This window comes from Nocardia sp. NPDC058114 (assembly GCF_042884695.1).
Taxonomy (GTDB): Bacteria; Actinomycetota; Actinomycetes; order Mycobacteriales; family Mycobacteriaceae; genus Nocardia.
On record NZ_JBHVTK010000004.1, the window covers coordinates 649,873 to 670,544 of the forward strand.

Here is a 20,672-nt window from a genome sequence, read left to right on the forward strand (position 1 = left end):
AACACAGTGAAGTGCGACCATGGGGCGTGTCCTCAGTCCGCCGCCCGCCTGTCGTTGCCGATCTGACCTGGGTGACGGCTGGCGCCATGACCGCCAACGTCGCCGGGTACCTGCTGCAATTGCTGGCGGCGAGCTGGTTGGGAGTCGAGGGATACAGCGAGTTCGCGAGTCTGCTCGCGGTGCAGTTGCTGTGCGCGGTCCCGGCCCTTGCCATGCAGAACGTGGTGGCGAGAGAGGTAGTGCGCGGGGCGTCGCCACGTGCGGTGCGGGCGATGATGTGGCGGTGTGCCGCGTTGGTCGCCGCGGTCGCGGTGGTGCTGATTCCGGTGGTGGCCGTGGTGCTCGACGTGGGCGTGTGGGCCGCTGCCGCCGCCCTCGGCGCGGCACCCGCGTTGGTGATCCTCTCGGGTGAGCAGGGAATTCTGCAGGGCGGCAATCACTTCCGCGCGCTGGCCACCGTGCTCGCGATGGCGGGTACGGCCCGGGTGGCGCCCGCGCTGCTCGCACTCGCGCTGGGCGGTGGTGCTGCCGGTGCGCTGTGGGCGGGGGCCGCGGGCATCGTCGGCGCGGCGATCGTGGCCGGTCGCATCGCGCGCTCGACGACCGAGTCGGCGGATCCGCCGACCGATGACAGCGGCGATGCCGGAAACAGCCGGGAACCGATGACGAAGACCGTCGGCGTCCTTCCCGTGTTGCGTGCCGTGCAGGTGCAGGCGGCGCTGATGGCGCTGTCCTCGGTCGATCTGATCGTGGTCCGCATCGTCCTCGACGAGGTCGACGCCAGCCGCTACTCGCTGGGCACCATCGCCACCAAGATCGCGTTCTGGCTGCCGCAGGCGGTCGGCGTCGTGCTGTATCCCCGGATGGCCCAGCCCACCCATTCCGCCCGTGCGATCCGCGACGCCCTCTCGGTGCTCTCGGTGATCGGCGTCGTCGCGGTGCTGGGCGCGGCGCTGGCCGCTCCCTTGGCCCCCCTGTTCGCCGGCGCCGACTATGCCCCCATCCAGGGCATGCTGTGGCTGTTCGCCCTGCACGGTGCGATCCTGGCGGTCCTCCAGGGCGCTCTGCTCTCGGCCATCGCGGTCGAACGCACCGCCTTGGCGGCCGTCACCTGGATCGGCCTGGCCGTCGAGGTGACCCTGATGCTCGCCTTCGCCCGCACGATCGAATCCCTGATCGGCACGGCTGTCTCCGTAGCGGCGGTCACCACCACGATCGTCGCCGCCGTCGTTCTTCGCGCGGCCCGCACCCACCCCGCTCCGGCCGACTCGGTCCTGCACTGACCGAACCGGCCGGTTCGGCGGAGGTGTCCCGGAAAAACACAACAGCCCCGGCCGAAGACCGGGGCTGTTGTAGAGCGTGTCCGCCTAGGGACGCTTGTCGATGTCGATCTGCTCGGTAGGCGCGTCGTAGTCCCCACGGGGGAACTGCGTGGTCGGCGCGTCGTCGCCGTCCCACCGAGTAGTCGGGGTGTCATCCGGCGCGGCGGTGGGCGCGGGCGTCGGACGCGATCCCCGCGGACTCGCATGAGCCGCGGTGCCGCCGCCGCGCAGTCCGAGGAACAACCCCGCCAGCAGCGCCAGTACACCCAGCACGCCGAACACGATCGGCACCACACGCCCGAACAGCGAGAGCTTGTCGGTGTTCTCCTTGGCGATGGCGATCTGCGACTCGACGGTCGCCTCGTCGAACACCAGGTGCGACTTCAGCGCGGTGACCTCGGGCTTGTCCCCGGACCGCGCGTAGAACAGGTGGATCGATTCCCCACCCTTGATCACGGTGCCGGTCTGCGGCTCGACCCACAGGTCACGCACGTTGGTGTAGTAGCGCGTCATGGTGACCGGGGTGTCGCCACCCTCCACGCCCCACTTGCTGGCGGGCAGGGTGAGCCGGTTGGTCGGCGACTGCACGACGTCCCAGGTGCTGGTGACCGGCGCCTCCATCTGGAAGCGGTACACCTTCATGTTGTTGATCTCGGTCTCTTCGATGAAGTTCGCGTCGAAGGACTTTCGCACGTTGATGTCGAAGTACGGGTAGGTCTTCTTCTCGGTGCCGATCGGGAAGCGGTAGCCGATGCCGGTGTGCTGCACCGGCTCCATGACGCTGCCGTCCTTGTTCACGGTCACCGCGATCGACCCGTTGGGGTCGGTGTCCACCGGCATGCCGGTGGTGCGCGAGATGGTGACGCGGTCGATGGCGGCGGTGAGCAGGCCGGTATCGCCCTGCACGTCGGTGCGCCGCAGTGTCTGGCCTGCCTGCAGCGTCATCTCGTCGGCGTCGGAGGGCTCCTCGACGGTGACGAAACGCTGGGAGATCAGCGGCACATCCTTGTTCACCACGGCGGCACCGTCACCGGAGGTCAGCGACTTGGAGTCGAGGACGAGGCTCTCCTCGCCCTTCTGGTTCTCCGCGATCGTCGTGATCTCGAGATCGAGTGGAGTCTTGGCGACTTTGCTCACCGTGTAGGTGGGGATCATCAGCGCGGCGACGAGTAATGCCGCGCCCAGACCCACGAGCACGCAGGCGACCGTTCTTCTGGTACCGGCACTCAGTGCCATGCAAACTCTCCTCGTCGTTCGAACACGGATGGCCCGGTGGTCTGGTATTGCACCACAGGCACTCGTGAGCCCCGACACTAACAGCCCAGGCCGCGAAGGTGCGGTGCTGTGCCGTGGAAATCGCCGACACGGCAGACTGGACCTCGATGACGACCGCCCCCGCCCCCGTTTCGCGCCCGCGCGCCTTCATTCCCGCCCTCGAAGGCATGCGCGGGATGGCGGCGCTCGGTGTGCTGGTCACGCACGTCGCGTTCCAGACCGGAACGACCGGGGTGCCGGTCCTCGGCCCGATCCTGGAACGCTTCGATATGGCGGTCGCGGTGTTCTTCGCGCTGTCGGGTTTCCTGCTGTGGCGCCCGCACGCGGCGGCCGCGCACGGGCTCGGCCGCGCACCGCGGACCTCTCGCTACCTGTTGCACCGGGTGGCCAGGGTGATGCCCGCGTACTGGGTCGTGGTCGTGTTCGTGCTGCTGTTGCTGCCCGGCGCGGCGCATTCGGCGAACCTGCGGGTGTGGGTGTCGAATCTGTTCCTGCTGCAGGTGTTCGTGCCGTTGACATTGACCGATGGGCTCACCCAGATGTGGAGCCTGTCGGTGGAGATGGCTTTCTACCTGGTGCTGCCGGTGCTGGCCTGGCTGGTCGTGCGACTGCGCGGCTCCCTGGCGCGGTGGCGGGTGCCGGTGCTGTGCGGGCTGGTCGCGGTGAGTCTGACCTGGAATCTGTGGCCGATCCCGACGCCGGAGGCGATCCACGCCGACAACTGGCTGCCCGCCTACCTGCCGTGGTTCGCGGCGGGGATGCTCCTGGCGGAACTGATCCACCTCGTGCGACCCGAGGTCCGGTGGGCGCGAGTGCTGTCGAGTCAGCCGCTGATGTGGGCGGTGGCGCTCGCCGCGTTCCTGCTCTCGGCGACCGAGTTCGGCGGCCCGGCCGGCCTGGAACGCGCGCAACCGTGGCAGTACGCGATGAAGATGGCACTGGGCATGATCTTCGGGTTCTGTCTGCTCGCACCCCTGGTGCTGCGGCTGTCCGGCGCCCCGCACCGCTGGCTGGAATCGCGCACCGCCGCGATGCTCGGCCGCTGGTCCTACGGCATCTTCCTGTGGCACCTGGTGGTGCTCACCGTGGTCTTCCCGGTCTTCGGCATCGTGCCCTTCAACGGTGACTTCCTCTACGTGATCACCCTGACCACCGCGCTCACGCTCCCGTTGGCCGCCGCGAGCTTCGCCCTGATCGAGGAACCGGCCCGCCGCTGGGCGGCCCGGTGGGATCGGCGGACCGGGTCCGCGCGAGCCGACGAACACCGGCCGGAATCGGCGCGGCGTCCGGCGGTGCGCTGAGTCGCGCTCAGCGACGGCGGGGGAGCGCCGCCACCCCGACGGCGACGACCGCGATGACGGCCGGTGCCTGGGCCAGCAGCGAGCCGCCCATGTATTCGGTGCCGGAACGCCAGGTCCCGGTCGACAGTGCCGCGGCCGAGGCCAGCGTCCCGAGGCCCGCGAGCCAGGGCAGGGTCCGCTCCGTCAGCGCGGGCCGGAAATAGTTGCAGCCCAAGGTGATCAGTGTGAACGCCGCACCGAACGGCCCGGAGATCACCGCGATCACACCGGTCAGCCCGATCGCCGCGACCCAGCCGACACCCCAGGTGCTCGGTGCGGGCCCGGCGTCGGGCACGGCACGTCGGCGCGGAACGGCGAGCAGCACCAGGGGGATCAGCAGCAACAGCCCGCCGAAGATCGCCAGCCGATACCAGCGGTCCGCCGGGAACGAGACGGTGATCTCCCCGTTCGTTCCGGGCGGAACGAGCCAGGCCTGCTGCCAGCCGTCGACGACAACAGGCGACAGCTCCTGTCCGTCGGCGGTGTGCGCCTGCCAGCCGACGTTGGTGCTGAGCGGAAGGACCAGCAGTTGAGTGCCCGGCTTCTGCTCGGTCGGGTCGGCGGGAGTAGGTGCGACTGAGGTGGTTTCGCCGGGGTTGGAGGGTTCGCCGGTTTCACCGGGGTTGCCCGAAGTCTCGTCCGTCGGCGCGCTGGGCGCGCCGGGGTAAGGGTCGGTGCGGGGGAGGCGGAGGCGGTCGACGGTGAAGAGTTCGGTGGGGACCACGGTGAGGTCGGGACGGCCGGGGAGCAACTCGATGTCGGCTGCGTCCTCGGGGCAGGCACGCGCGGAAACCGGTGCACCCGAACGGAGTTCGTCGGCGGTGGCGGTGATCGTGGTGTGCACAGCGCGTCCGCCGATGGCGATCACCGGGCCGGCCTCGCAGCCGATGGTGATGAGCCGGTCGCCGGGAGCGTGGGCGGGATACTCGGGACCGAGCACGTCGACCTCGGCCAGGCCCGCGGGCTGGGTGAGGACGAAGCCGAGTGCGGTGCGGTCGAGCACCTCGTTCCAGCTCTGGATGCTGATCTCGATGCGATCGGTCTCGGTGGGGTACAGCGAGATTCGGGCCGGTTCGCCGTGGTCGCGTTCGGGCAGTTCGCGGATCTGCGGGCCGTTGCCCAGGTTCACCGCGACGGAGGTCGCCGTCGCGGGCAAGCCGCCGAGCGCGGTGGTGATGTCGAGTCCGGTCACCAGTGTCGGTTCCGGAAGTTCCAGTACCAGCGTGGGTTTGCCGCCCGCCGGTTCACGCACGGTGGACTCCGGTGCGGTCCAGGTCGTCTTCGGATCGCCGTCGGTAGCGGCGAAGGCGGCGCCGCGCAGGTCGGCGACATCGGCTTGACCCCGTGCCACCGGCCTGGTCGGGTCGGTGAGCAGCGCCTCCAGCGCGGGCCCCGGCCGGGTGCGCACGGTGAGGTCGGTGCCGACGGTGAGCGGTTCCGGCACCGACAGCGTGCGCCCGAAGACGCCCGGCTCCTCGGCGGGCAACCCGAGCCCCTTGCTGCAGTGCACGCGGTCGGGGCCGTCGAAACAGTTACCGCGGCCGGGGAATTCCTGTCCGAGATCCCACCCGCTGACGACGGTTCCCGCGGCCACCTCGGGCAGCACGACCCGGTGCCGGATATCCACGCGCTCCGGCGCTTCCCGGTTGGAGTAGTCGTCGAGCGTGAGTTCGCTGATCCCGAATTGCCCGCCACGAGTGCCTGTTTCGGTGCGAGCGGCGCTGATCATCACCCAGTCGGATTTGCCCGCGGGCAGCGCCACGGACACGGGCTCACCGGGTTCGGTGATCCGCGCCGACACCGTTCCGCGCGAGGTGCGGACCTCGACCCACTTCACCGGATCACCCAGCGCCGCCGCCGTGGTGGTGAAACGCAGCGAGCCGTTGGCGATCGGCTTGTCGAGATCGAGTCGAATCCATTGCCCGAGAGCGGATTCGGAGCCGTTGCTGATCCACGCGGTGCTCGGATCGCCGTCCACGGCGGCCGCGGTGGAGCTGCCGGGCGCCGCTCCGCCGATCTGGGTGGCATCGGCGGCGGAGCTGGACGCGGTGACCTTCGCGCCCGACCATTCGCCCTGCACGAGTTCGGCGCCTTCGACCGGGTAGTCGGGGACCAGGTTGTGGGTGCGCCGGGCGTCGTCGGCGGCGCGGACCGCGGAGTTGTGGTTGTCGACCCGGCCGAAGTCGGACTCGCGATCCATCGGGGTGTCGGTCAGCAGCACGGGCCGCGGAGGTAACCCGGCACGTCGCGCGTCGGCGTCGAGAAGTACCGGCGCCGTGGGGTTCCCCGCGTCGCGGCGCACCCGCTCCAGCACTTCGGGGCCACCCTGGACAACGGGGGTCGACTCCAGCGGGACGGTGTACGCGCCGGGGAACCCTGGCGGCGCGCCGGTGCCACTGCGCACGTCGACGGGTGTGCCGGGCGGCGGTACGTCGACCCGGTAGATCTCGACGGCCGGGTAGGCGGGCTGGAGATCATTGTCGACCACCAGTCCCGCATCCGCCGCGCGCGGCCCGATGTTCGCGCCGAACGAGGTCACCCTGGTGAGGCCCGGCGAGCCCTCGATCGCGCGGTGCGCCAGCATCGGACGCGTCGAACGCGAGGTCTCGGGGTCGAGGTCGTTGCGCAACACCAGGATTCCGATGCCCTGGTCGGCGAGGGTGGCGGCGAGGCCGGTCGACGGCCTGCCGTCGGCGATCAGCCGCTGCACCGAGTCCATCGCGCGAATCGTGCCCGGCGGGTTCAGGGGAACCGAATCGCGCACGGCCCAGGGGGTACTGGCCAGGGCTTGTAGCGGCTCGTCGCGGGTGAGTCCCCAGATCTGGCTGCCGAACGGCGCACCGGGTACCACCAGTGCGCGGGTGTCGGCGGCGTTGTCGGCCAGCCAGTCGGCGGTGTCGGTCCAGTAGGCGGGCACCCGGTCGTAGGCGCCGCGCGGGGCCAGCCGCCCGGTCCACGCCAGTGAGGTCGCGAGGGTGAGCGCGGCCAGGACCAGCGCGGCGACCGCGACGAGCCGGTCGCGTTCGGGATGGGCGAAAGAGCTGCGCCACACCGGCATCGGCACGGAGGCGGGCAGGGCGACCCGGCCGAGCAGATGCGCCAGCCCCACCACCAGCGGCAGCCGGATCAGCGGTTCGAGCTTGTGCACATTCCGCAGCGGCGCACCGCCGGAGTCGAGGAAGATCCGCACCGATTCGGCGAACGGCCCACCGAGTGTGCCGACATATCCCGCGCAGATCCCCGCGAGTCCCACGCACAGGATCAAGGCGAACCTGCCCCGACAGGGCATCGTCGACCGCGCGAGTCCGGCCATCCCCGCCGCGGCGAGCAAGCCGGTCGCGAGCACCGCGGCGGGCTGGGTCACCAGCACCGCGCCGGCGATTCGTTCGGGCGAGACGAACGGCGTCCAGCTATCGGTCCCGCGCAGCACCTCGCTCAACGCGGCCCACTGCGTCGTCACCCCGGACGACTCGATGAAGTCGAGGAACGGCGGACTCACCTTGCCGAGCAACAGCAGCGGCACCACCCACCAGAACGTGGCGAGGACCAGCAGTGGAATCCACGCTCGGGTGAACCGCCACCACTGCCGATTCGGCCGATAGGTTGCCCACCACAGTGCCGCGGGCAGGAACGCCGCCACGGTCGCGACAGCGTTCACCGAACCCATCAGCGCCAGCGCCAGCGCGCTTCCCGCCGGTGAGAGCGGGCCGCCGCGCCGCCGTTTGATCGCGGTGCCCAGCGCCGCGGGCGCGAGCAGCACCCACGGAGCCAGCATCATCGGCAGGGTTTCCGAGGAGATCGAGCCGAGCGTGGTCAGTACCCGCGGCGACAACGCGAACGCGATGCCCGCGATCACCCGTGACCCGCGCGAGCCGATGCCGAGCGTTTCGCACAGCTTGACGAATCCCCAGAACCCGGCGAGCAGCAGCAGCGCCCACCAGACGCGCTGGGTGACCCACGCGGGCAGGTGCAGCAGGTGCCCTGCGGAGAAGAACGCGCCGTGCGGGAAGAAGTAGCCGTAGGCCTGGTTCTGGACCTGGCCCATCGGGGCCTGGCTGCTCCACAGGTGCGACGCTCGCGCGAGGAAACCGAGGGGGTTCTGCGCGAGGTCGTATTTGGTGTCGGCGACGGTGAGGCCGGGCGCCTGCGCGAAGGTCAGTACGAAGGCGGCTACTACCGAGCCGACGAGCCAGCGCCAGCCCAGTGGCGCCTTGTCCGGTTGCCCCGATGCGGGGCGCGACGCGCGGGCGTCGGCGTCAGCGGCTGCCGTATTCAGGGGCGTTGAGCAGCGACGAGTCTTTGTCACCGCTGCGGTCGATCGAGGGCGCCGTGTTCTGCTGCACCGCCGCCGTGATGGCGAAGACGGCGATCGCGCTCAGCAGGGCGCCGCCGACCGCGCTGGCAACAGCCGGAACAGCAAACTTCATCGCGCACTCCAATACGCTCGACGACGGGGCCTGTCTCCGGCCAACCTAGCAGGTCTACCGGGCTCGGTCAGTCGTTGGGCAGCTCGCAACGCAGGGCGCTCAGCAGGGTGCGAAGTTTGACGGTCGTCTCGGCCAGCTCGGCGCGCGGATCCGACGCCGCGACGATTCCGCCGCCCGCACTCGCCCGCAGCGTCCGCCGATCGGCGGAGAGCTCGCCGCCGCGAATCGCCACGACCCATTCGCCGTCGCCGTCGTCGCCGCACCAGCCCACCGCGCCGCCGTAGAAGCCGCGTCGCGGTTCGTCGGTCGCGATCGCGTCCAGGGACGCGGTGAACGGGGTGCCGTTGACGGCGGGGGTCGGGTGCAGCAGCAGGGCCAGGTCGAGGGCGGTGGTAGACGGGTCACGCAGCACGCCGTGAATGGGAGTGGCCAGGTGCCAGACCTGTTCGGTGCTGAGGAGCTCGGGCGCGTCGGGGATGCGCAGTTCCGTGCAGACGGGGGTCAGTTGCTGCCGGATCCAGTCGATCACGAAGGCGTGCTCGTCGTGATTCTTCGTGCTGGACAGCAGTTCGCGCGCCTGGGCCGCGTCATCGGCCGGATCGGTGCGGCGAGGCAGGGTTCCCGCCAGCGGATTCAGGCTGACGCGGTCGCCGTGGCGCGCGACCAGCACCTCGGGTGTCGCCCCGATCAGCGTCTCGCCGGATCGTCCCGCCGTGGACAGGTCGACCGCGTACACCGCGGCATTCGGATGCCTGGTGAGCAGATGTGCCGCCAGTACCTCGGGATCCAGCGGCGCGTCGGCCTCCAGCACTATCGACCGTGCGGCCACTACCTTGCGCAGCTCGTTCGCCGGGTCACCCAGTTGCTCGACCAGCTTCGTCACACGCGCGACATGTTCTGCCGCACTGGGTAGTTCGGCCACCACGCGGACGCCGGGCAATTCCGGGAGCGCCGCGGGTCGCCACGGTCCGGCTGTGTGTAGCACCGTCTCCGGTTGCCAGAGCGCCGCGGGTTCGCGTGGATCGAAGGGGAGCGCTCCGACGATCAATGTCGGTGCCGCGCCGGACGAGTCGTGCTGTTTCTCGGCCGAATCGGTGACGTGGTCGGGCCGTTTCTGCCACGCACGCAGCGCCGCCACTGCCTGCCGAGGGTCGGAGTACGCCTGGCGCACCCCTGACGTCCGCAACACCGCGTCGGGTCGAGCGAGCAGGAATTCGTTCATGGTGCTTCGACCATAACGCCGCCGATGTGGCGCCGATCCGGGAGAGCGACGGAACTCTCACCGCGCGACGGCGCCACGAAGTTCCGGGGTGGCGAACCGCTACTGCTGCGGTGGCACCAGGAAGACCGGCCGGTGCCCGTGCTTGAGAACGGCCTCGGCGACGCTGCTGTGCAGCAGCGCGCGCAACCCCGTGGCACCGCGCGTACCGGCCACGATGATGTCGACGTCGAGCTCATCGGCGCAGTCCACAATGGTGTTCCAGATCGTGGTGGTGCACTCGGCGGTGCGCGGTTCGGCGTCGATTCCGGCCAGTTCGGCCAGGTGCACGCCTTCGGCGTTGATCTTGCGGGCGTCGGAGTAGGCGATGTCCTCCACCTCCTCGTCGGGCACCCAGTCCGGCTGCATCACCCCGGCGAGCCCGGAGATGCGCGCGGCCTGGCGCACCATCGGTTCCCATGCGGTGAGCAGAATCGCGCGTTCGGCGGTCAGGAATCGTCCCGCGTACTCGATGGCTCGTTTGGCGTGTTCGGAACCGTCGTAGGCGATGAGCATCCGATCGCATGCCATGACGACCTCCTGCGCTGGTCGGAGCAGCTTTTCCCTCAGGTTACCCGCGGATGTGTGTATCAATCCGAACCACCGTGGTGGGGTTCGCGCCGGGAGCGGGCTACCGTGGAGCGCATGCGGAAATCGCCTGTGGTCGTGTTCGCAGTCCTCGCCGCCGTTGCCACCGCCTGTTCGGGAGGTTCGTCGAACGAGACGACGCCCGCGGCGGGTAGCAGCGGAGTGGCCGCCCCCTCTGCCGCCGGAGAGCCGAGTTCGCCAGGGTCGGCGACTCCGACCCAAAGCAATTGCGGCGCAGACTATCTCGCCAAGCTCTCCCAGCGGGAGAAGCTGGCCCAGCTGCTGACCGTAGGCATCACCGGTTCGGCGGACGCGTCGAACGTGGTGAGTTCGGAGCAGGTGGGCGGCATCTTCGTCGGCAGCTGGACTGATCCGAGCCTGCTGGACAAGTCGGCGCTCGACGCGGTGAAAGCGCAGGCCAAGGTCCCGTTGATGGTGACCATCGACGAAGAGGGCGGGCGGGTCTCGCGCGCGAAGAACGTGATCGGCGCCGCGCCGTCGGCCCGTGAGATCGCGCAGACCCAGACCCCTGAGCAGTACTACCAGTTCACGCTGACCAGGTCGAAGGCGCTGAAGGATCTGGGCATCACCGTCGATTTCGCTCCCGATGTCGATGTGAGCAGCCAGCCCGACGACAGTGTGATCGGCGACCGCTCCTACAGCGACGACCCGAAGGTCGTCACCGAATTCGCGGGCGCCTACATCCGCGCGGCCAACGAGGTGGGCCTCGGTTCGGTGATCAAGCACTTCCCCGGCCACGGCTCCGGTTCCGGTGACTCGCACACCGGCGCCGTCACCACCCCGCCGCTGGACCAGATGCAGAACACCGACCTGGTGCCGTTCCGTGAGCTGGTGAACTCCGGCGCGGCGGTGATGGTCGGCCACCTCGACGTGCCCGGCCTGACCGAGCCCGACGTGCCCGCCAGCATCAGCCCGGCCGCGATGACGCTGCTGCGCGAGGGCAAGGGCTACGGCGCCGCCCCCTACGACGGCCCGATCTTCACCGACGATCTCAGCGGCATGGCCGCCATCACCGCCCGGATGTCCATCGCCGACGCGGTCGAGGCCACGCTCGTCGCGGGCGCCGACAATGCGCTGTGGATCAGTAGCGATGCGGTGCCGCAGGTACTCGACCGTTTGGAACAGTCGGTCGCGAGTGGCAAACTGCCCGCCGACCGGGTCGACACTTCCGTACTGCGGATGGCGCGCTACAAGGGCGTAGCGCTGGGCTGCTGATCGCACCCGGCGACTGTGCGGCAAATGAGCGCGGGTGAACTTACCTTGGAGTAAGATAGGTTGTTCACCCTGCGGTAGGAGAGTGGATGGCAGGCGGGACCAAGCGACTTCCCCGGGCAGTTCGCGAGCAACAGATGCTCGATGCCGCCGTCGAGGTATTCGCACGCAAGGGCTTCCACGACACGTCGATGGATGCGATCGCCGCCGAGGCGAAGATCTCCAAACCCATGCTCTACCTGTACTACGGCTCCAAGGACGAGCTGTTCCGCGCCTGCATCCAGCGCGAGGGTCTGCGTTTCATCGAGGCCGTCGCGCCCGCGGGTAATCCGCAGTTGACCCCGCACGAACAGGTCCGCACCGCGCTGGAGGGTTTCCTCGATTTCGTCGACCGCAATCGGCAGTCCTGGCAGGTTCTCTACCGTCAGGCTATCGGTCAGCAAACTTTTGCCGCCGAAATCGACAATGCCCGTGAGCGCGTCATCGAGCTCACCGCGAAACTGCTGGAATCCAGTGCCAAGAACGCCGACCCCGGCACCAATTTCGAGGTCGTCGCGGCGGCGGTGATCGGTGCGGGTGAGGCCATCGCCGACCGGGTCGCGAGCGGGCGGATCGAAGTGGCCGAGGCGGTCGACCTGCTCGACGATCTCGCCTGGCGCGGTCTGGCCGGCCGGAAGAAGATCGACTAGCGGTTGCGCCCGGCCCCGTCGGCTGCGATCGTGCACGGTTGACGTTTCACGACAGACGGGGTGGCAGTGTTCGGTGTGTTGAAGCCGTGTGCGCACGGCGCGGCGAAATATGGCATCGATCCGGGGCAGTGGCAGGCACACATGTGCGGGCTGTGTCTGGGTCTGCGAGACGGGCACGGTCAGTTGGCCCGCGCCGCGACCAACACCGACGCGATCGTGCTCAGTGTGCTCACCGAGGCGCAGTCGGGCGCGAGTGCGCGCACGAGCGCCGGTCCGTGTCCGCTGCGCGGGATGAAGCGCGCGTCGGTGGTCGCCGCGAACGCGCCGGGTGTGCGGTTGGCCGCCACGGCGTCACTGCTGCTGGGCGCGGCCAAGATCGGCGATCACGTCGAGGACGGGGACACCTCCGTCCTCACCCGCCGACCGATGCGGCGGGTGTCGAACGCCTGGGCCGCGCGAGCTCAGCAGCAGGCTGATCTGATCGGGCTCGATGTGGGGCCCATGCTGACCGCGATCGCCACCCAGTCCTCGATGGAGTCGCGCGCGGCGGTCGAGGTGATCACGCTCGAGGAACTCACCGGGCCGACTCAACTCTGTGCCGCGACCCTTTTCGGGCACACCGCCACCCTGGCCGGGCGTCCGGAAAACGTTGCGGCCCTTCAGGAGATCGGTCGGCACGTCGGCCGCATCGCGCATCTGGCCGACGCCATCGAAGACCTCGAGCGCGACCGCGCCCGTGGCCGTTTCAATCCGCTGGCGGCCACCGGCACGGATATGCCCCGCGCCTACGATCTGTTGCGCGAGAGTGAATCCCGCATCCGGCAGGCCGCGTCCGAGGCCGAACTCGACCAGCTGCCGACGGTGCGCTGGGCGCTGCTCGATCCGCTGGCGAGCCTGTTGCGCAGCCTCGGTCGAGGTCTCGGCATCGCGGTCGGCCATGCCTGCCGTACTTCAGTTACGGCGCAACAGCATTCGCCGTACGAGTTCCCGTCCCCGCCCGGACGGCGCCCCGGCAGACCGGGGCCGTTCAAGGCGAGTGGACTCGTGCTCGGCGTCTACTGCACCGGCATGGCCTGCTGCGTCGACCACACCAGCCCGTGCACCGGCGAACAGAAGGACGCCTGGGCCAAGAAATGCGACTGCGGCAGTTGCTGCGACTGCGGTGAGTGCTGCGGCAACTGCTGCGGCGAGGACTGCTGCTGCGGTGACTGCAGCTGCGATTGCGGCTGCTGACGAAAAAGGCTCGCGCGGTGGCGAATCCGCCTACCGCGCGAGCCTTCTGCTATCGAACCCCTACTCGCACTTGACGATCGGGATGGGGTCGTACTTCACCGTCCGCGTGTGCCGCGACACCTGCGCGCCGGACTTGGCGTCGGTGATCACCCTGGTGTCGGAGATGGTGAAGCCGGGCGCGCCCTCGGAGGCGATGCAGTCCTTGCCCTTGGGCAGCACGACCTCGTTGGGTTCGGTCGGCTTCGACTTCTCACCCGTAATCGATTCCACGTTCACCGTTTTGGTGCCCCACAGCCGCACGGTGATCTCGGAGCCGGTGGCGACCGCCTGGATGTAGACACCGGTCGTGCCGGTATTGCGGAACGCCAGGTCGATCGCACCGTCGAACACCGTCGCCTCGCGCGCGGCCGGGTAGCGCGAGATGTAGTAGCTGTGCTCGGTGTGTCCGCCGTCTTCCATCCCGGCGAAGTACGCCGCGTTGTAGAGCGTGGTGGCGAACTGGCTGATGCCGCCGCCGACCGCGGTGCTCGGCCTGCCCTTGTCGATGATGCCGGACTCCACATAGCCCTCCGCCGCGGTGCGCGGGCCGGTGAACTCGTTGAGCGAGAACGTATCTCCCGGCTTGACCACCGCACCGTCGACCTTGGCGGCGACCGTGCGGATATTCACCCCGGAGGGGCCGCTGAAGCCGCCGGTGGTGAACTGGCCGATCGTCTCGTTGACCCCGAGCGCGTTCGCGGCCTCGGTGGTGAGCTTGGGCTCGATGCGCTGATACACCACCGGGCTGGTGCGCGGGCCCGGCTGCGTGAGCAGGGTGGGCAGCTTCTCCAGCGTCTTGGGCCAGTCCACCTTCTCGCCGACCACGGCGGGCACCACGGTCGGTTTGCCCGCGCCGACGGTGAAGGTGGCGTCCTTGGGTTCCACCTCGGACTTCGCCAATTGTGGTGCGAGCAAGGCGATGACGGCGTCGTTGTTGAACTGGGGTGCCAGCCCGCCGTTGCCGTCCGGCACGAAACCGAGCACGTCGGCGATCTGGCCGCCGGTCAACGTGGCCTGAACATCCTTGCCGGACACAGTGATCGGTGACGCGACGGCCGGTGTGGCGATGTCGCGCACCGCCGCCTGCACGGCGTCGGCGCGCACGGCGACCGGCGCGGCCACCACGGGCAGATCCAGTTGGCTGGTCGCCGCCCAGCGGTCGGTGATCGTGGTGCGCGCGGCCTCGGTGTCGAGCACCCGGCCCGGCACCGGCGCGACCGCGACCGGCCTGCCGTTCTCGAACCGCACCGTACCTTCGACAGTCGGATTGTCGTGGACGCGGAAGCTCTCGAGCTGTGCGTCGAGGGCCGCGGTGTCGACGGTGCTCGACACCGGAACCTCGCGGGTGCCGAAGAGTGAGATCAGTCGGCTCACCGGGTTCAGTGGCTGGCTGCCGACGGCGTCCCAGGTGCGGTCGTAGTCCACCGACAGACCGGCTGTGGCGGGCACCATGCTGGCCTGCACATCGCCGATCCGCACGGGTAGGGGTCGCTCGGCCTTGGGCCCGAGTTCGGTGTGCAGCAGCGCGTCGGCTTCGGCCTGGTCCATCCCGCCGATGTCGATACCGGCGACGACGACGCCGCGCGCCACCTCACCCGTGCTCAACGCGAGGTCGGCCAGGTAGGCGGCGGTCCCGACGGCCAGCACGGCGCCGACCGCGATCCCGATCCGCTTGACCAGCTGCTGGTTGCCCGGCGGGGCAGGCGGGGGTGGGCCCGCCGGGCCGGGGGTGGGTGACCAGCGATCGCGGGTCACGGTGTTCAAGGGCTGCGTAAGGGCGGTGGTGTCCGGATCGAAAGTGCGATTTGATTCGAGCAGCTTGCGTAATCCGACCTCGCCCCTTCGGTCGGCCGGTTGTCCGGCGGTCGACTCGCTGGGCACGGAGGTCCTTCCGTTAGGTTGGCCCCGAATGTTTGCGGGGTCCGGCCCGAGGGTAACGCGCTTCGGCGCGCTCGGCAGCTCGGCAACCGGGTGGGGGCAGCAGAAAGGCTCCGCGTAGTTGCCGGGTCGGGGGTCTGGCAACTACACGGAGCCGATCTGTTTATCGGGGCGCGGAGCGGGGCGTTACAGCCCATTCGGAAGAATTTCGGCGCGCGGGCCGACGCCGCCAGGACCGACGACCCGGCGGCGCGAGACAATCGGGGTGAGACTCGACACCACGGACCGGACGAACGAGGAGAACTGATGCAGCTGGGAATGATCGGCCTCGGCCGGATGGGTGCCAACATCGTGCGCCGGATCGTGCGCGACGGGCATACCGCCGTCGGCTACGAGCGTCACCCAGGGCCGATCGCCGAGATGGAGTCCGAGCTCGGCGGCAAGTTCCGCGGCACGACCGACCTGGCCGAGTTCATCGGCATGCTCGAGGTGCCCCGCGTGGTGTGGGTGATGATTCCCGCCGGTGCCACCGGCAAGGTGATCGAGGACGTCGCCGAGCTGCTCGAGCCGGGCGACATCATCATCGACGGCGGCAACAGCCGCTACCACGAGGACATCAAGCGCGCGAAGGCATTGGAGCCCAAGGGTATTCACTACCTGGACATCGGCACCTCGGGCGGCGTGTTCGGCCTACAGCGCGGCTATTGCCTGATGATCGGCGGAAACGCGGCCCAGGTCGACTACCTGGAGCCGCTGCTGGCGACCATCGCCCCCGGCTACGAGTCGGCCCCGCGCACCCCTGGCCGCACCGGTGAGCCGTCGCAGGCCGAGAAGGGCTACCTGCTGTGCGGTCCGCACGGCGCGGGTCACTTCGTGAAGATGGTGCACAACGGCATCGAATACGGCGCGATGGGCGCCTACGCCGAGGGTCTCAACATCCTGAAGCACGCCAACGCGGGCTCGGAGTACCTGCACGGTGAGCACTCCGCGGAGGAGACGCCGATGGAACACCCCGAGTACTACATGTACGACCTGGACATCCCGGCTATCACCGAGGTGTGGCGTCGCGGCTCGGTGGTGGCCTCCTGGCTCCTCGATCTCACCGCGTCGGCCCTGGTCAGCGACCCCGACCTGGACTCCTACAGCGGCCGCGTCTCCGACTCCGGCGAAGGCCGCTGGACCATCGACGCCGCCATCGACACCGCGGTCCCCGTCCCGGTCCTCTCCGCCGCCCTCTACCAGCGCTTCTCCTCCCGCGGCCAGGCCCTCTACGCCGACAAGATGCTCTCGGCCATGCGAAAGGCGTTCGGCGGCCACAATGAGCTGCCGCAGAAGTAGCCAGACGCGTATATCCCGAAAGGCGTTCGGCGGCCACAACGAGCTGCCGCAGAAATAGCCCCCTAGACGCCCGCAACCGGCCTTTCGTCGCCAGACGGAGGCCGGTTGTCGCGTTTCCGGGTCGATTCGAGTGGATCGAAATCCTCGGATGCTACCCGCGCCGGAGAGTAAAACAACGATGTTCCACAAAATAAGAACACGTTCTTCTTTTCCAGGACAAGCGTCCAGTCGGACCTATACCTTGTGGTCAGAGGGGGGAAAGCCCACCTGATGAGGAATTCGCCCCGGTCGTCTCGCCCGGGGCTTTGGAGGAAAAGCATGTTCCGGACTTCGCGTATCGCCGCGGGCGTCGCCACCACCGCCCTGGTCGTCGCCGGTGTCGGTGTCGGCCTTGGATCCGGCGTCGCCGCCGCAGACGCCACCTGTGCGGTGAGCAGTCACGCGCAGAAGAAAGACGCGAGCACCGTCGGCGTCACCCACGTCTACGACAAGATCGCGAGCGCCGAGCAGATCGGCGTCGGCACCTCGGTCACCTACAAGGTGATCGTGGGAACCACCGGGATCGGTAACCCGTACGTCAACACCATCACCGACTTCCCGCCGGTCGGCTTCGGCGCACCGACCAAGGCCACCATCACCGCGTATCACGCGATCGGCGGCCAGGTCACCGAGGACGTCACCGCCGAGCCCAACGCGGGCGGCTGGAAGGTCACGAGCACCGGCTGGTTCGTCAACTCGGGCAACCCGGTCACTCTGACCATCACCTACCCGGTGCCGAGCAGTGTCAAGACGGGTCAGATGGTCACCAGTGGTGGCGTCGGGGTCGCGGGCACCGTGGGCGTCGGCAATGAGATGCCCGGCCTCACCGCCTGTTTCACCGCGCGCGGCGCCAACGCCGGCGAGACGGTGATCGGCAGCCTCGGTGACAACGGGCTGGGTTCCGATGATGGCCAGCTGAGCTCCACCGGCTCGCTGAGCGACATCATCTCCGACGTGCTGGGCGATCTGATCGGTAGCTGATCGTCTGGCACCTGGTCGCCGGGACGGTCTCGCGCTGCCGTCCCGGCGAACCATTCTCTGTGTGGCGCAATCTTTTCGAACTCTGTGAGGACTCGTGTTCCCCTGTAAGCGGACGGTGCTGACCGCGCTCGCCGTTATCGCGCTGTCGGTCGTCGCCATCGGAACCGCCGGTGCGGACGGATCGCGGCTGGATCGGATCGAGCGGCCCGGCCAGCGGCAGCAGACGCTGCACGTGTACTCCGCGTCCATGGACCGGGTGATTCCGCTGCAGGTCATCACGCCGCACGACACCAGCGCGCCACGTCCGACGCTGTATCTGCTCAACGGCGCGGGCGGCGGTGAGGACATCGCGAACTGGTACAACCAGACCGACATCGTGCAGTTCTTCGCCGACAAGAACGTCAACGTCGTCACGCCGGCGGCGGGCGCGTTCTCGTACTACACCGATTGGCTGCGCGACGATCCGAAGCTCGGCCGCAACAAATGGCAGACCTTCCTCACCGAGGAACTCCCGCCGATCATCGACGCCACCCTGGGCACCACCGGCGTGAATGCCATCGCGGGCCTGTCGATGTCGGCCACGGCGGTGCTCAACCTGGCCATCGCCGCCCCTGATCGTTACCGCGCCGTCGGTTCCTACAGCGGCTGCGCCTCGGTCGACGATCCGGTCAGCCGCGCCTATATCGATTTCGTCCTCGCCCGCGGTGGTGCCGACCCCGCCAACATGTGGGGCCCGCCCGGCGACCCCGCCTGGCGTGCGAACGACGCCTACCTCAACGCGGAACGCCTGCGCGGCAAGGCGATCTACCTGTCCAGCGCCAACGGGCTCCCCGGCGCCGCCGAAACTCTCCCGCCCGGAGCGACGCCGGGAAAGATCATCGGCATGACCGACCAGATCCTGCTCGGCGGCGCCATCGAAGCCGCTGCCAACCAGTGCACCCAGCGCCTGGCTGCGCGCCTGGCGGAGCTGAACATCCCCGCCCACACCGAATTCCGCCCCGCCGGCACCCATACCTGGCGGTATTGGGAACAAGATCTGCACAACTCCTGGCCACTTCTCGCCGCCGCTATCGAAGCGAACTGACAGTGCGGTGTGCAACTCGAATGTCTTGTAGCACTGAATAATTCGAGGTGTCAAGCCCATGGAAGCTATAGATAACGCTCGTATCGAGGCACCCGATGTGGTTATCAGCTTCGCTCAGTTTTCCATTGAAAGGCTTGTTATGCACCGTCGAATGATCCGAGTCCTTGTTGCCACCGCGGCTGTCGCCGGTATCGCCGCGGGCGCGCCAACAGCGCTCGCCGCCCCCGCGCAACCGACTGTGGTAGCCGAATCGGGGTCCGCCGGAACCGGTTCCGCCGCGATCGACATTCCACTCGGCTTCCTCAAGCTCATTCTCTGCGGGCCGTGGGCGTCCACGGAGCCGCACCCGAACCCGACGTGCCGCTGAGGTCTGACAACGAAACGGCGGGTGTTCTCCGAAGAATCGGAGAACACCCGCCGTTTCTGTGCGTGATCAGCGCGGACTAGCGCTCGATGATCGCCACCACACCCTGGCCGCCCGCGGCGCAGATGGAGACCAGCGCCCGGCCGGAACCCTTCTCCGCCAGCAGCTTCGCGGTCGAGGCGACGATGCGGCCGCCGGTCGCGGCGAACGGGTGGCCCGCGGCGAGCGAGGAGCCGTTGACGTTGAGCTTGCTACGGTCGATCGAGCCCAGCGCGCCGTCGAGGCCGAGGCGCTCCTTGCAGTAGGCGTCGGACTCCCACGCGGCCAGGGTGGCCAGCACCACGGAGGCGAACGCCTCGTGGATCTCGTAGTAGTCGAAGTCCTGCAGGGTCAGGCCGTTGCGGGCCAGCAGGCGCGCGACCGCGTAGGTGGGCGCCATCAGCAGGCCGTCGGGGCCGTGGATGTAGTCCACCGCGGCGACCTCGGAGTCGACCAGGTGGGCCAGCACCGGCAGGTTGCGCTCGGCCGCCCACTCGTCGGTGGACAGCAGCACCGCGGACGCGCCGTCGGTGAGCGGGGTCGAGTTGCCCGCGGTCATGGTGGCGTCGCCCGCCTTGACGCCGAACACCGGCTTCAGGGTCGACAGCTTCTCCACGGTGGAGCCGGGACGCAGGTTGTCGTCGCGGGTCAGGCCGAGGAACGGGGTGATCAGGTCGTCGAAGAAGCCACGGTCGTAGGCGGCCGCCATGTTCTTGTGCGAGAGGTAGGCCAGCTCGTCCTGCGCTTCGCGGGCGACGCCGAATTCCTTCGCGGTGATGGCGGCGTGCTCACCCATCGACAGACCGGTGCGCGGCTCGGCGTTCTTGGGGATCTCGATGCCCAGCATCGAGGGGCGCAGCTGGCCGACCAGCTTGACCTTGTCCTTGGTGGTCCGGGCGCGGTTGGCGGTGAGCATCCACTCGCGCATGTCCTCGCTCACGCCGATCGGCGCGTCGGAGGTGGTGTCGGCGCCGCCGCCGATGCCGGACTCGATACGACCCAGCGCGATCGCGTCACCGACGGTGACGATCGACTGCAGGCCGGTGCCACAGGCGAGCTGCAGGTCGTGGGCCGGGGTGTAGGGCGAGAGCTTCGAGCCGAGCACGCTCTCGCGGATCAGGCTGTGCTCGCCGACCTTCTTGAGCACAGCGCCGCCGACGACCATGCCCAGGCGCTCGCCCTGCAGACCGAACCGGCTGACCAGCCCATCGAGGGCGGCGGTGAACATGTCCTGATTGGACGCCTTGGCGTAGGCCTTGTCGGAGCGCGCGAACGGGATGCGGTTGCCGCCAACGATGGCAATCGGGCGCTGGGTCTTCGCGGCCTTGGCAGGCTTAGCTGCGGCCTTGGCCGTCGCCGAGCGGGCTTTGCTTGTCACTCGAGTTCTCCATGGTCTCGTCGGTTCCGGGTAACGCCGGCCGCTGGAATCGGCCCCCGTGCGGTCGCGGCGTCGTATCGGTTTACATTAAACTTACTCCGGAGTAAGTTCGTTGTCGACACCGTACCCGCAAGTGTGCGCTCACACGGGGGACACTGGGCGGAGCA

General features: G+C 68.9%; 15 protein-coding genes. 8 read left to right on the forward strand and 7 right to left on the reverse strand.

All coding sequences use genetic code 11. The annotated features are described in order from the left end of the window. Positions 1-86: 86 nt before the first annotated feature. Positions 87-1,283 carry a polysaccharide biosynthesis protein gene (locus ACFVVI_RS19065; RefSeq protein ID WP_387446132.1) on the forward strand — a complete coding sequence of 399 codons (1,197 nt, stop codon included), beginning with the start codon at positions 87-89 and terminating at the stop codon, positions 1,281-1,283. Positions 1,284-1,367: 84 nt separating this feature from the next. Here the strand turns inward: ACFVVI_RS19065 and ACFVVI_RS19070 are convergent, their stop codons facing one another. Beyond that, on the reverse strand, positions 1,368-2,558 hold the full coding sequence (locus tag ACFVVI_RS19070) for a DUF3068 domain-containing protein (protein WP_378989198.1): 1,191 nt from the start codon (positions 2,556-2,558) through the stop codon (positions 1,368-1,370). A 146-nt stretch (positions 2,559-2,704) separates the two neighbouring features. Between ACFVVI_RS19070 and ACFVVI_RS19075 the strand changes: the two genes are divergently transcribed. Further along, on the forward strand, positions 2,705-3,898 hold the full coding sequence (locus tag ACFVVI_RS19075) for an acyltransferase family protein (protein WP_387446133.1): 1,194 nt from the start codon (positions 2,705-2,707) through the stop codon (positions 3,896-3,898). A gap of 7 nt (positions 3,899-3,905) precedes the next feature. Here ACFVVI_RS19075 and ACFVVI_RS19080 read toward each other — a convergent pair whose 3' ends face one another. The 4 genes from ACFVVI_RS19080 to ACFVVI_RS19095 form a co-directional block, all read right to left on the reverse strand. Next, positions 3,906-8,213, reverse strand: coding sequence for an alpha-(1->3)-arabinofuranosyltransferase (locus ACFVVI_RS19080; RefSeq protein WP_387446182.1), 4,308 nt, complete (start codon positions 8,211-8,213; stop codon positions 3,906-3,908). Then, positions 8,194-8,364, reverse strand: a complete 171-nt coding sequence (locus ACFVVI_RS19085; protein ID WP_022566695.1) for a DUF2613 domain-containing protein — start codon at positions 8,362-8,364, stop codon at positions 8,194-8,196. Before ACFVVI_RS19085 ends, ACFVVI_RS19080 begins: the two co-directional genes overlap by 20 nt. Positions 8,365-8,431: 67 nt before the next feature. Beyond that, positions 8,432-9,586, reverse strand: coding sequence for an isochorismate synthase MenF (locus ACFVVI_RS19090; protein ID WP_387446134.1), 1,155 nt, complete (start codon positions 9,584-9,586; stop codon positions 8,432-8,434). Between the two features lie 99 nt (positions 9,587-9,685). Then, positions 9,686-10,153, reverse strand: coding sequence for a universal stress protein (locus ACFVVI_RS19095; RefSeq protein WP_387446135.1), 468 nt, complete (start codon positions 10,151-10,153; stop codon positions 9,686-9,688). 114 nt (positions 10,154-10,267) lie between these two features. On the opposite strand from ACFVVI_RS19095, the gene ACFVVI_RS19100 reads away from it, so the two are divergent. The 3 genes from ACFVVI_RS19100 to ACFVVI_RS19110 all read left to right on the forward strand — a co-directional run bounded on the left by ACFVVI_RS19100 (position 10,268) and on the right by ACFVVI_RS19110 (position 13,365). Continuing rightward, positions 10,268-11,446 (forward strand): glycoside hydrolase family 3 N-terminal domain-containing protein, encoded by a 1,179-nt coding sequence (locus ACFVVI_RS19100; protein WP_379311883.1) that lies wholly within the window; start codon positions 10,268-10,270, stop codon positions 11,444-11,446. Positions 11,447-11,532: 86 nt separating this feature from the next. Continuing rightward, the gene (locus tag ACFVVI_RS19105) at positions 11,533-12,132 is read left to right on the forward strand and encodes a TetR/AcrR family transcriptional regulator (protein WP_378989192.1); all 600 of its coding nucleotides are present in this window, start codon (positions 11,533-11,535) and stop codon (positions 12,130-12,132) included. Between the two features lie 60 nt (positions 12,133-12,192). Beyond that, a complete protein-coding gene (locus ACFVVI_RS19110) occupies positions 12,193-13,365 on the forward strand; it encodes a DUF5685 family protein (RefSeq protein WP_387446136.1) in 1,173 nt (390 codons plus the stop codon). Positions 13,366-13,425: 60 nt separating this feature from the next. Here the strand turns inward: ACFVVI_RS19110 and ACFVVI_RS19115 are convergent, their stop codons facing one another. Beyond that, positions 13,426-15,159: a VanW family protein gene (locus ACFVVI_RS19115; RefSeq protein WP_387446183.1), complete on the reverse strand. Its 1,734-nt coding sequence runs from the start codon at positions 15,157-15,159 to the stop codon at positions 13,426-13,428. A gap of 429 nt (positions 15,160-15,588) precedes the next feature. Between ACFVVI_RS19115 and gnd the strand changes: the two genes are divergently transcribed. From gnd to ACFVVI_RS19130, 3 genes are all read left to right on the forward strand, one after another. Next, the gene (gnd, locus tag ACFVVI_RS19120) at positions 15,589-16,620 is read left to right on the forward strand and encodes a phosphogluconate dehydrogenase (NAD(+)-dependent, decarboxylating) (RefSeq protein ID WP_378653866.1); all 1,032 of its coding nucleotides are present in this window, start codon (positions 15,589-15,591) and stop codon (positions 16,618-16,620) included. A gap of 318 nt (positions 16,621-16,938) precedes the next feature. Further along, positions 16,939-17,640 (forward strand): hypothetical protein, encoded by a 702-nt coding sequence (locus ACFVVI_RS19125; protein WP_387446137.1) that lies wholly within the window; start codon positions 16,939-16,941, stop codon positions 17,638-17,640. Between the two features lie 115 nt (positions 17,641-17,755). Then, complete coding sequence (locus ACFVVI_RS19130; protein ID WP_387446184.1) at positions 17,756-18,724, forward strand: alpha/beta hydrolase; 969 nt, start codon at positions 17,756-17,758, stop codon at positions 18,722-18,724. 443 nt (positions 18,725-19,167) lie between these two features. Here ACFVVI_RS19130 and ACFVVI_RS19135 read toward each other — a convergent pair whose 3' ends face one another. Beyond that, positions 19,168-20,505 (reverse strand): acetyl-CoA C-acetyltransferase, encoded by a 1,338-nt coding sequence (locus ACFVVI_RS19135; RefSeq protein ID WP_378989187.1) that lies wholly within the window; start codon positions 20,503-20,505, stop codon positions 19,168-19,170. Positions 20,506-20,672 lie beyond the last annotated feature (167 nt).